At 64.8% G+C, this 11,447-nt stretch carries 7 protein-coding genes; 3 read left to right on the top strand and 4 right to left on the bottom strand.

Annotation, left to right across the window (positions count from 1 at the left end; all coding sequences use genetic code 11):
• Positions 1-38 precede the first annotated feature (38 nt).
• A complete protein-coding gene (pmbA, locus tag LGR64_RS20075; protein ID WP_230356746.1) occupies positions 39-1,448 on the top strand; it encodes a metalloprotease PmbA in 1,410 nt (469 codons plus the stop codon).
• Between the two features lie 54 nt (positions 1,449-1,502).
• Here pmbA and LGR64_RS20080 read toward each other — a convergent pair whose 3' ends face one another.
• Complete coding sequence (locus tag LGR64_RS20080) at positions 1,503-2,342, bottom strand: fumarylacetoacetate hydrolase family protein (protein WP_141829376.1); 840 nt, start codon at positions 2,340-2,342, stop codon at positions 1,503-1,505.
• Between the two features lie 358 nt (positions 2,343-2,700).
• Here LGR64_RS20080 and LGR64_RS20085 point away from each other — a divergent pair, with 358 nt between their 5' ends.
• Positions 2,701-4,449 carry a methyl-accepting chemotaxis protein gene (locus LGR64_RS20085; RefSeq protein ID WP_141829374.1) on the top strand — a complete coding sequence of 583 codons (1,749 nt, stop codon included), beginning with the start codon at positions 2,701-2,703 and terminating at the stop codon, positions 4,447-4,449.
• An 8-nt stretch (positions 4,450-4,457) separates the two neighbouring features.
• On the opposite strand, the gene LGR64_RS20090 is transcribed toward LGR64_RS20085, so the two are convergent.
• The 3 genes from LGR64_RS20090 to LGR64_RS20100 form a co-directional block, all read right to left on the bottom strand.
• Positions 4,458-5,003 carry a hypothetical protein gene (locus LGR64_RS20090; protein ID WP_016453827.1) on the bottom strand — a complete coding sequence of 182 codons (546 nt, stop codon included), beginning with the start codon at positions 5,001-5,003 and terminating at the stop codon, positions 4,458-4,460.
• Positions 4,966-5,547 carry a hypothetical protein gene (locus LGR64_RS20095; protein ID WP_141829372.1) on the bottom strand — a complete coding sequence of 194 codons (582 nt, stop codon included), beginning with the start codon at positions 5,545-5,547 and terminating at the stop codon, positions 4,966-4,968. Before LGR64_RS20095 ends, LGR64_RS20090 begins: the two co-directional genes overlap by 38 nt.
• A 208-nt stretch (positions 5,548-5,755) precedes the next feature.
• Positions 5,756-9,127 carry a mechanosensitive ion channel domain-containing protein gene (locus LGR64_RS20100; protein ID WP_141831088.1) on the bottom strand — a complete coding sequence of 1,124 codons (3,372 nt, stop codon included), beginning with the start codon at positions 9,125-9,127 and terminating at the stop codon, positions 5,756-5,758.
• 372 nt (positions 9,128-9,499) lie between these two features.
• Between LGR64_RS20100 and LGR64_RS20105 the strand changes: the two genes are divergently transcribed.
• Positions 9,500-11,422 carry a PrkA family serine protein kinase gene (locus LGR64_RS20105; protein WP_012204247.1) on the top strand — a complete coding sequence of 641 codons (1,923 nt, stop codon included), beginning with the start codon at positions 9,500-9,502 and terminating at the stop codon, positions 11,420-11,422.
• Positions 11,423-11,447 lie beyond the last annotated feature (25 nt).

An 11,447-nucleotide genomic window follows, 5' to 3' on the forward strand; every position in this document is an offset into this window, starting at 1 on the left:
CGGAGAGCGCTGCAGTGGCGGCTATCATAGCCGCCGCTATGAAAAAACCCCGTCCCCGCTCGGCAAGCACCGCCAAACCGCAGGCTGATTCCGGCTTCAGCTACAGCCAACCGTTTTTTGAAGACTTGGTGGACCGTGCCCTGGTCCACGCCAAGAAGCTCGGCGCCACCAACGCCGGAGCCGAGGCTTCCGAGGGCTGCGGCCTGAGCGTGAGTGTGCGCAAGGGGGCTTTGGAGACCGTGGAGCGCAACCGCGACAAGTCGCTGGGCGTGACCGTCTACCTGGGCAACCGCCGTGGCAACGCCAGCACCTCCGACTTCTCGGATGCCGCCATCCAGCAGACCGTGCAGGCCGCCTACGACATCGCACGCTTCACGGCCGAAGATCCCATGGCCGGCCTGCCCGATGCGGCCGACATCGCCCAGCCCGGCACCCACCGCGACCTGCAGCTGTTCCACCCCTGGGACCTCACCAGCGAGGCTGCGGCCGAACTGGCGCTGCAATGCGAGGAAGCCGCGCTGCGCACGCACAAGCGCATCACCAACAGCGAAGGCGCGGGCGTTTCGGCCCAGCAAAGCCATTTCTTCAGCGCCCACACCAATGGTTTCCGTGGCGGCTACGCCAGCTCGCGCCACAGCCTGTCGGTGGCGCCCATCGCCTCGCTGCCCGGGCGCAATGGCGAGATGCAGCGCGACGCCTGGTACAGCTCCATGCGCAACGCGGCCGACCTGGCCTCGCCCGAAGCCGTGGGCCGCTACGCCGCCCAGCGCGCCCTGAGCCGCCTGGGCAGCCGCAAGATCCCGACCACCGAATGCCCGGTGCTGTTCGAGTCCACGCTGGCCGCAGGCCTGCTGGGCAGCTTCGTGCAGGCCGTCAGCGGCGGCGCGCTGTACCGCCGCAGCACCTTCCTGCTCGACTCGCTGGGCAAGCCCGTCTTCCCCAAGCACATCGACATCTCGGAAGACCCCTTCATCCTCGGCGGCAAGGGCAGCTCGCCCTTCGACGAGGAAGGCGTGCGCGTGCAGGCCCGCAAGGTGGTGGATGCCGGCCGCGTCGAGGGCTACTTCCTGTCCAGCTACTCGGCCCGCAAGCTGGGCATGAAGACCACCGGCAATGCCGGCGGATCGCACAACCTGGTCATGACCTCGCGCCGCACCAAGGCCGGCGACGACCTGCCCGCCATGCTCAAGAAGCTGGGCACGGGCCTGTTCGTGATCGAGCTCATGGGCCAGGGCGTGAACTACGTGACCGGCGACTACTCGCGCGGTGTCAGCGGCTTCTGGGTGGAAAACGGCGAAATCGCCTTCCCCGTGCATGAGATCACCATCGCCGGCAACCTCAAGGACATGCTCAAGGGCATCGAGGCCGTGGGCGCAGATGCCTACAACTACGGCGCCAAGACCGTGGGCTCGATCCTGATCAACCGCATGAAGGTGGCGGGCAGCTGAGCGCTGGCTCAGCTCAAAAATAAAGCGGCTTTTTGAAGCCGCTTTTTTGTGGATCTACACCACTCGCTGCCTCTGCACGCCCAGCCCCTCGATCCCCAGCTCCATCACATCGCCAGCCTTCAGATAGCGCGGCGGCTTCATGCCCATCCCGACTCCCGGGGGCGTGCCTGTGATGATGAGGTCGCCGGGCTCCAGCGTCATCACGCGGCTGCAGTGGCTGATGAGTTCGGCGCAGCCAAAGATCATGGTGCGCGTGCTGCCGCGCTGGCGGCGCTCCCCGTTCACATCCAGCCATAGCTGCAGGGCCTGCGGATCGGGCACTTCGTCGCGCGTGACCAGCCAGGGGCCGATGGGGCCGAAGCGGTCGAAGCCCTTGCCCTTGCTCCACTGGCCACCGCTGCGGTCGATCTGGTATTCGCGCTCGGACACATCGTTGGCAAGGCAGTAGCCGGCCACATGCTCCAGCGCATCGGCCACGGACACATTGCGCGCGCGCTCGCCGATGACGATGCCCAGTTCCACCTCCCAGTCCATGCGTGTGCTGCCTTCGGGCAGAGGGATGTCGTCGTCGGGGCCGCAGGCGCAGCTGGGCCATTTGGCGAAGAGGATGGGCTCCTTGGGAATGGGCATGCCGGCTTCCTCGGCATGGTCGCGGTAGTTCAGGCCGATGGCGACGAACTTGGACATGCCGCTCCACGGCATGCCGATGCGCACCGGGCCTTGCACCAGGGGCAGCCTGGCAGGGTCGATGGCGGCCAGGGCCTGCAGCGCCTCGCGGCCCAGCAGGCGGGGCGTGTAGTCGTCCAACAGGGCGGACAGGTCGCGGATCTGGCCTTCGGCATCCAGCAGGCCGGGCTTTTCCTGGCCCTCAGGGCCGAATCTCAGCAGTTTCATGAAGTCTCCTCTGGAGTTCCTGGAGTGGGGCGCTCTGCCGTCTGCAGGTGCTGTTGAGCAGCTGCAGGTGCGTAGATGCCGGCGCCCATTGTGAGGAATGTCTCGCACAGTCTGGGAATGACGGGGCCTTGTCGGTGCGCGGGATATCCATGCGCCCACTGCCTCCGATCACGACGACTGGCAGCCCTATGCCTGCATGTCGGCAAGGCTCTGTCCTACTGGATGTGCAGGGTTTGGGAAGGCGACGCAGCTGATTCAAATTGTCAAATTTGTTCCTGAATGTGTTTCTTCCGTGCCAGCAGTCTGGCCGGTTTGCGTAGGTGGTTCGAGGGAGAGCGACGTGGGTTTTCTGAGGCGTATGAAGTTGGGAACCATGCTGGGCATGGGTTTTTTCGCGGTGATCGTGGTTTGCGTATGCGTGGCTGCCTTCGGCTGGATGAAGTTGCATGACCAGGGCGAGCAGCTGCGCGTGCTGGCCGAGGACCGCATGGGCAATCTGGCCCGGCTGCAATCGCTCAAGGACAACGCCAATGTGTCGGCGCGGGTGGTGCGCAATCTGGCGCTGATCACCGATCCGGCGCAGATGGCCGAGGAGAGCCGCCGGCTGGATGAGGTGGTTGCCAGGAACGGCCTGGTCATGAAGGAGTTGGACCAGCGCCTGCAGACCGAGCAGGCGCGCCGGCTCTTTGCCGACATACGGCAGGCGCGCCAGCCTTTCGTGGAGACCATGCGCCAGGCCGGTGACCTGGGCCTGGCCAACCAGGGCGATGCCGCCAGGGATCTGATCATGGGGCGCCTGCGCTCCTTGCAGACGACCTATTTCGATGCGGTCGAGGCACTGGTCGATTACCAGAAGGCACAGACGCAGGCCACGGTGGACGGGTCCCTGCGCCGCGTGGCCGAAGACGGCGTGGCCATGCTGGTGCTGACGCTGCTGGCCGCCGCGCTGGGCGGACTGGTGGCCTGGATGATCACCAGGACGGTCAAGCAGCAACTGGGCGGAGAGCCCTCCTATGCCGCCGGGGTGGCGCGCCAGATTGCGCAGGGCGATTTGTCCGTGCGGGTGCAACTGGCGCCCGGAGACACCTCCAGCCTGCTGCGCGCCATGGAGGACATGAGGGCCGGCCTGGCGCGCGTGGTCGCCGATGTGCGGCAAAGCAGCGAATCCATCGCGACCGGCGCCAGCCAGATTGCCTCGGGCAATGCGGACCTGAGCCAGCGCACGGAAGAGCAGGCCAGCAATCTGGAGCAGACCGCCGCCTCCATGGAGGAGATGAACGCCACCGTCAAGCTCAATGCCGATACGGTGCGTACCGCTACCCAGCTGGCAGCAGCGTCGAGCCAGGCCGCCACCGGCGGCGGCAAGATCGTGGACCGCGTTGTGGCCACCATGGAGCAGATCACCGCGAGTTCCCGGAAGATCGAGGACATCATCGGCGTGATCGACTCCATTGCCTTCCAGACCAACATCCTGGCGCTCAATGCTGCCGTGGAGGCGGCGCGGGCGGGCGAGCAGGGGCGCGGCTTTGCCGTGGTGGCATCCGAAGTGCGCAGCCTGGCCCAGCGCAGCGCGGGGGCAGCCAAGGAGATCAAGGCCCTGATAGGCGAGAGCGTGTCCAAGGTGGACGAGGGCTCGGGCCTGGTGAGCGAGACGGGTTCCGCGATGAAGGACATCGTCCAGCAGGCGCAGCGTGTTGCCGACCTGATCGGCGAAATAGGCGCGGCCACGGCTGAGCAGGCCGACGGTGTGGCGCAGGTGGGCGATGCCGTCGTACAGCTTGACCAGGTCACGCAGCAGAATGCGGCCCTGGTCGAGGAATCGGCGGCGGCTGCCGCAAGCTTGAACGCGCAGGCTGCCAGGCTGGTCGATCTGGTCAGCCTGTTCAAGCTGGACGGGCTGTCCTCACCTGCCGATCAGGCTCCTGTCGCGAAGCCCGCCGTGGCCTCCGGCATGCGTGGTCTGCCTTCAGGTGCCGACAGCTTGCCTCGCCAGTCCGGGGCGCAGGCCGCCATGCGGGGCGACAGCAGATCCACATCCACGGCAATGCGGGTGCCTGGCCCCCGCACTGCAGCCGAGCGCGCTGGTGAGAACTGGGAAGTGTTCTGACCCTGTGTTCATCGGGCCGCGTTGTAGTACCAGTGCAGCGGCTCGCAGTCCATGTCGGGACGGCCAGCCGCTGCATAGGCCTGCAGGCAACTCACATGGTTTTCAATGCGCGTCTTTTCCTCTTCGGACAATGTTCCCAATACCATGTTGGCCGAAAGCGCAGAACGGTAGAGCTTGAGCGCGTAGTTCATGTCCAGTGGAAGCTTTTCTTGAATATCGCCCTCTCGCTTTCTGACCATGGCGAGCATTTGCAGTTTGACGTCCACATATCTATACAAGGCTTCGGGGGAAGGATAGAGTCGCATACTCGTTCCAAAGGATTTGGCGGCGGGAGACCATGCTTTACGTTGAAAGTCTTTCATGCCGTGCTGGTAGAAGTTCTGCGCCGCGGTTTGGTCTGCATGCCGATTTGTTTGAAGCCAGTTGCGTACAAAGTCAGCATCGCCCACCTCTTCCGATGCCAGGAGATCTTCTGGACTTTTTTCTTGTGCATAGCATCCAGCGAGAAGCAGGGCGCTAGCGAACCACGGAAACCATGCCAACAGTTTTGCCATCACCACTCCTGCAGAGAATTAGATATTGATAAAGTGAATTCCATTGCGCCGGATCCACGGTGATGCATCCGGCACTTTCGTGCCCTGGGTGCAGGTATCTATCGTTGCGAAAAGGAGTTGCACTTCCATTGTTGAGGAAAAACCAATTTTTGGCATAGGGTGTTTTATGTAAATATGCAGACCCTATTGAGTGTGGGAAATCTGGGATTTGAACAGGGTGCGTTCCTGTTTTAATAGGATTTTCGTCGTCTGTAAAAGCTCGGACACGACCCCCTGGATAGATCAGGGTCTTGCGGCTCAAAATGAATTGAATGATTGCAGCAGGCCGATATGCGGGAGCCTGTTTTCGGAGGTATCCCTGTTTCACAGAAAACCTGTTGCCACTTTCGACGCCCTCCTTGACGATGAAATGGTCGCGCCCATTCGAGCTGGATTCCATCTCGGTGGCAATATGCTCCGGCAGCGCAACAATACCGCCCGAAGGCTCGCGCCTGACATTGAGCCAGCCATCCGTTCCTGCACTGGTATATCTTCTTTCCGCCATTGCCCCTCCCAGGATTTGAAGCGTCCGCAGACATCGTTGTGAGATGCCGATTGTGTGCGGATTGCCATTCAGTTGGAGGAGGAAATGAAGGGGGAGGAAAATTTTCAGAATGATCCTAGGATATATGAGTCACGGTGATTTGAGGGTGGAATGCCGTGGTGCCCATGGCCCACCACTCCATGGGTCGAGAGTGGCGGGTTTCAATGTCTCATGCAGCCGGCTGGGGCGGTGTCTGCTGCGCCGGCTGCCCCGCAGGATTTGCCGGCATGTTGCGCACATGCAGGTCCAGCTGCGGGAAGGCCACGGCAATGCCAGCGTCCTTGAGCCGGTCGTTGACGCGGCGGTTGAGGTCGTGGCGCACGGGCAGGCGGTCTTCGACCTTGCCCACGTAGGCGCGCAGCTCGAACCGCTGGCCGTTGCCTTCCAGCGCCATGAACCAGCAGTTGGGCTCGGGGTCGCGCAGCACCTGGGGGTGTTCCCTGGCAATGGCCAGCAGCATGTCGCGCACTCGCTCGGGGTCATTGCCGTGGGCCACGGGCACGTCGATCACCAGGCGGGTCACGTCGTCGCTCAAGGTCCAGTTCGTCACCTGGCCGGTGATGAAGGTCTTGTTGGGGATGACGATTTCCTTGTTGTCGAAGTCCAGCACCGTGGTGGCCCGCGTGCGGATGCGCGTGACGGTGCCGGTGAGGGTGTCGATGGTGATGACATCGCCCACGCGGAAGGGGCGCTCCACCAGCAGGATCAGGCCGGAAACGAAGTTGGCGAAGATCTCCTGCAGGCCGAAGCCCAGGCCCACGGTGAGCGCCGCCACCATCCACTGCAGCTGGCCCCAGCGCAGGCCCAGCAGCGTGAAGGCGCTGACCGTGCCCGCGATGGTGATGGCGTAGCGCGCCAGCGTGGCCAGGGTGTAGCGCGCGGAGCTGCTGATGCGGTTGGAGGCCGACAGCGTCACTTCCAGCAGGCCCGGCAGGTTGCGTGCAAAGCTGAAGGTGAGCAGCAGGATCATCACGCCCAGCAGCGCGTCCATCAGGCTCACGGGGGCGGCATGCGCAATGCCGTCGGCGCCGGTGTTGGTGGTGTACCAGAGCACCACGCCTTCCGAGCGCAGCAGCGCAGGCAGCACGGGCAGCCAGGCGTAGACCAGGGTCAGCACGACCAGCACCTGCTGCAGCAGGCCCAGCAGCCGGTGCGCCTGGGCGCCCACGGTGACCAGGGCCATCTGGGTGGCTTCGTCGGTGGGTGCCTTGCCGGTGTCCACGCCCGAGCCGCTCTGGGCCAGCCTGGCGGCTTCGCGCAGCCGGTTCAGCGCCAGGCGCCGTTCGCCCAGCAGCAGCCAGCGCCGCAGCAGGTTGACCACGACCTCGACCGCGCCCAGGAACACGAAGCTGGCCATCAGGGCCTGGATGAATTCGGTGGCCGTGTAGACATAGCCGAGCACGATGCCCACGGCCAGCGCGCTGAGCATGAGCATCAGCACCACGCTGACGATCTGGCCCCAGTGGATGCCGGGCCGCTTTTGCTGCATGACACGGCGAAAGTACAGCCAGGCCATCCAGGCCAGGCCCAGCGACAGCATGAGGATGGAGATGCGGCCCCAGGTGCTGATGGCGTGGTTGTCATGGCTGTAGAAGGCCAGGCCGCCCAGCAGTTCGGCGGGCACGATCAGCCAGGCGGCGCGGCGCACCATCTGGCGCAGCATCTGCACGCGGGCGGCCGGCCAGCCGAAGTGGGCCAGTGCCAGCCCGCCTGGGCAGAACAGGGCGTTGAGCAAGGTGGCCACGAAGATGAAATCGCTGAGCTGGACCAGGGTGGCGCCCAGCGGCTCCAGCGCCGTGCCCACGGTTTCGGGGCCTTGCAGCAGGCTGCCCAGCGCCGCGGCCGCAAAGCTCCAGGGCAGGGTGTAGAGCAGGCTCCAGCCCAGCGCGAGCAGGCTCAGCCCGAAGTTGTCGCGCATGAAGTCGCCCACGCGCACGGCGATGGACTGCAGCTGGCGCAGCGCGTAGCGGCGCAGGCCCAGAAGCAGGGCCACGATCAGGCCGACGGCGCCAAAGGCCCAGGGATCGTTCCAGATGCTGGCGGCCAGGGCGCGCGCGGTTTTCCAGGGGGAGCTGCTGCCTTCGATGTCCTGCTCCAGCGCCTGCCACTCGCTGAGCCAGGTGCGGTCCATGGGGCGGTGGCTGGGGAACCACAGCAGTTCCTTGTCCAGCACCTGGCGCAGTTCGTTGCCGCTGCGCAGGGCGGCGCGCAGGGCTTCATCGGTCTGCTCCAGCACGGCAATGCGGCGCAGCAAAACGGGCTGCAATTGATCGGTGAGCGCCACCTGCCGGGCCAGCAGGGCGGTCTGCTGTGCCGAGGTGGAGGCATTGATGGCCGTGGTGGCGCTGGTGGCAGGTTCAGGTGCTGCCACGCCGCCTGCATCCGCAGCGTCGGCCGGGGCCTGTGCCGCCGTGTCCGCGCCGGGGTTCTGGCGCCATTTGCTGGAGTTGAACAGCATCAGCCGCAGCTCGGCCAGCTGGCGCTGCACGGCGCGGTGCCTGGACTGCAAGGTGTTGCCGGAGGACAGCTCCACGCGCTGCTGCCACAGCCACTGGCCCACGGCCGCGCTGCCACCGCCCAGCCGCAGGCGTGCCTGGGTGTCGCGCAGCGTGGCGCTCAATTGGTCGCGGACATATTCGTCATTGGCCAGGGTCTTGCGCTCCTGCGCCAGTTCATTGGAGTTCTTGAGGATCTGCGCGGCCAGCGCCGCATTGCGCTGGGCCAGGTCGCGTATGGCGGGATCGGCGGCGGAAGCGTGCTGGGCGGCCAGCTCCATCTCCTGCACCTGCTGCTCCAGTTGCTGGCGGCTGCGCTCGGCAATGCGCTGGGTCAGCCAGGCGGCGCGCGGCATGCGCTCCAGCAGCTCGCGGCGCTGGGCCTGCAGCTGTGCGGCCAGCAGGCGCTGGCGGGCTTCGATGGTGGACTGCTCTTCCTGGCGCAGCGCCAGCTCCAGCAGGGCGCGGCGGTGCTCTGCGCTGCGCCGTGCCTGGCGGGCCTGGGTGAGGTCGGGGGCTTCGCCGGGCTCGGCGGTCACGGGCTCGGCGTTTTCCTGCGCGCGTTGTTGGAGGATGGACAGATCGATCCGCCCTGGGCCGGGCTGCGAGACCAGGTTGGCCTGGTCGGCCGCGGATTTTTCGATGCCCACCTTGAGTGCGGCGATGGCATCGCGTTCATCGGCCAGCAGTCGTTCCAGCACTTCCTGGCTGGCGTTGGCGGGAACGCGTTCCTTCCAGCGATCGAACAGGCTGCCCAGCTGCTCGTCGCTCAGCGGCGCGGGCAGGGCCGGCACGGGCGTGCGTGCCCTGGCGCGCAGGCGGTCCAGTTCCTGCGCCAGCGCATCGGCTTCCTTTGTCGCCGATGCGGCGGCATCCAGTTGGGCCTGAATGGCGTTGCTTCGTTCCTTGTCGGACGCGGAGCCACCGCCCAGCGTGCCCTGCAAGGCACCCAAAGGGCCTGCTGCCGGTGCGGCCTTGGCCAGGCCCGGTGCCAGCAGGGCGAGCAGCAGACCGAGCACCAGGCTCATGGCCCACAGCAGGTGCATCGGCGTCACGGCAGCCAGTTTGCGCGATGGGCGACCGGCGGCAAGTAGGGGGTTGTCGGCAGGAGACATCGGTTCTGAATTCGGGCCTGTGCCGCTGTGTGAGTGCGGACTATCATTTGTCAAAAGTGGGAGCGTCAGGCGCTGTATTCACGGGCCTTGCTGAAGGCCCGGCTGGCTGAAGCCCCTGTCCCGGCGCCGCAAAAAGCGGGGTAGTCCAGGAACCTGACATTGTGACCTCGCGCGCAATGCAGACATGTGGGACGTATGAGCTATTCAAAGCCGATGCAAGGTGCTACAACAGTTCCACACGGTAGCGAATGCCTTGCAACTTCGCGGCACTGTTCGCCCTCGGGTGCCGCCGGGAGAGGTCGTATGGATGTCATCAGCAACTCGGCTGCACGTTACGTTCGCCTTCGCGAAGAAGAGATGTCGCTGGACGAATTTCTCGCCCTGTGCCAGCGCGATCCCATGGCTTACGAAGGTGCTGCCCAGCGCATGCTGGCAGCCATCGGCGAACCTGAAATGGTGGACACGCGCAATGATCCACGCCAGTCGCGGCTGTTTGCCAACAAGGTCATCCGGCGCTATCCAGCCTTCGCCGAGTTCTACGGCATGGAAGACTCCATCGAGCAGGTGGTGAGCTTCTTCCGCCATGCGGCCCAGGGCCTGGAAGAGCGCAAGCAGATCCTCTATCTGCTGGGCCCCGTGGGCGGTGGCAAGAGCTCCATCGCCGAGCGCCTCAAATACCTGATGCAGAAGGTGCCGTTCTACGCCCTCAAGGGCTCGCCCGTGAACGAGTCGCCGCTGGGCCTGTTCGACCCCGTGGAGGACGGGCCGCTGCTGGAGGAGCAGTTCGGCATTCCCCGGCGCTGCCTCAACCATGTGCTGTCGCCCTGGGCCGTCAAGCGCCTGGAGGAGCTGGGCGGCGACATCCGCCAGTTCCGCGTGGTCAAGCGCTATCCCAGCATCTCCAGGCAGGTGGGCATTGCCAAGACCGAGCCCGGCGACGAGAACAACCAGGACATCTCCAGCCTGGTGGGCAAGGTGGACATCCGCAAGCTGGAGAACTTTGCCCAGGACGACACCGACGCCTACAGCTACTCGGGCGGCCTGTGCCTGGCCAACCAGGGCCTGCTGGAGTTCGTGGAAATGTTCAAGGCGCCCATCAAGGTGCTGCACCCGCTGCTGACGGCCACGCAGGAGAGCAACTACAAGGGAACGGAAGGCTTTGGCGCCATTCCCTTCGACGGCATGGTGCTGGCCCACAGCAACGAGAGCGAGTGGAAGGCCTTTCGCAACAACCGCAACAACGAGGCCTTCCTGGACCGCGTCTACATCGTCAAGGTGCCGTACTGCCTGCGTGTTTCCGAGGAGGTGCGCATCTACGAAAAGCTGATCCGCGAGTCGTCCCTGGCCAGCGCAGTGTGCGCGCCCGGCACGCTCAAGATGATGGCCCAGTTCGCCGTGCTCACACGGCTGAAGGAGCCCGAGAACTCCAGCATCTTCAGCAAGATGCAGGTCTATGACGGCGAAAGCCTCAAGGACACGGACCCGCGCGCCAAGAGCTTCCAGGAGTACCGCGACTATGCGGGCGTGGACGAGGGCATGTCGGGCATCTCCACGCGCTTCGCGTTCAAGATCCTGTCCAAGGTCTTCAACTACGACAGCACCGAGGTGGCGGCCAACCCGGTCCACCTGATGTATGTGCTGGAGCAGCAGATCGAGCGCGAGCAGTTCCCTGCCGAGCTGGAGACCAAGTACACCAGCTACATCAAGGAGTACCTGTCGCCGCACTATGCCGAGTTCATCGGCAAGGAAATCCAGACCGCCTATCTGGAGAGCTACAGCGAGTACGGCCAGAACATCTTCGACCGCTACGTCACCTACGCCGACTACTGGATACAGGACAGCGAGTACCGCGACAACGATACCGGCGAGGCCTTCGACCGCAACGCGCTCAACGCCGAGATGGAGAAGGTCGAGAAGCCCGCGGGCATTGCCAATGCCAAGGACTTCCGCAACGAGATCGTCAACTTCGTGCTGCGCGCGCGGGCCAACAACCAGGGCAAGAACCCCAGCTGGACCAGCTACGAGAAGCTGCGCGTGGTGATCGAGAAGAAGATGTTCTCCAATACCGAGGAGCTGCTGCCCGTGATCAGCTTCAACGCCAAGGCCAGTGCCGAGGACGCGCGCAAGCACGAGGACTTCGTCACCCGGATGGAGGCCAAGGGCTATACGTCCAAGCAGGTGCGCCTGCTGTGCGAGTGGTACCTGCGCGTTCGCAAGAGCAACTGACGGGTGGGTGCGCCGCCCTTCGGCG

This window comes from Delftia sp. Lp-1, from assembly GCF_020523835.1.
Classification (GTDB): domain Bacteria; phylum Pseudomonadota; class Gammaproteobacteria; order Burkholderiales; family Burkholderiaceae_C; genus Comamonas; species Comamonas acidovorans.

Coding starts and splice junctions, on each gene's coding strand:
- LGR64_RS20100 (WP_141831088.1), bottom strand. CDS start 9,127: ATGCACCTGCTGTGGGCCATGAGCCTGGTGCTCGGTCTGCTGCTCGCC.
- LGR64_RS20095 (WP_141829372.1), bottom strand. CDS start 5,547: ATGGCGGAAAGAAGATATACCAGTGCAGGAACGGATGGCTGGCTCAAT.
- LGR64_RS20090 (WP_016453827.1), bottom strand. CDS start 5,003: ATGGCAAAACTGTTGGCATGGTTTCCGTGGTTCGCTAGCGCCCTGCTT.
- pmbA (WP_230356746.1), top strand. CDS start 39: ATGAAAAAACCCCGTCCCCGCTCGGCAAGCACCGCCAAACCGCAGGCT.
- LGR64_RS20105 (WP_012204247.1), top strand. CDS start 9,500: ATGGATGTCATCAGCAACTCGGCTGCACGTTACGTTCGCCTTCGCGAA.
- LGR64_RS20085 (WP_141829374.1), top strand. CDS start 2,701: ATGAAGTTGGGAACCATGCTGGGCATGGGTTTTTTCGCGGTGATCGTG.
- LGR64_RS20080 (WP_141829376.1), bottom strand. CDS start 2,342: ATGAAACTGCTGAGATTCGGCCCTGAGGGCCAGGAAAAGCCCGGCCTG.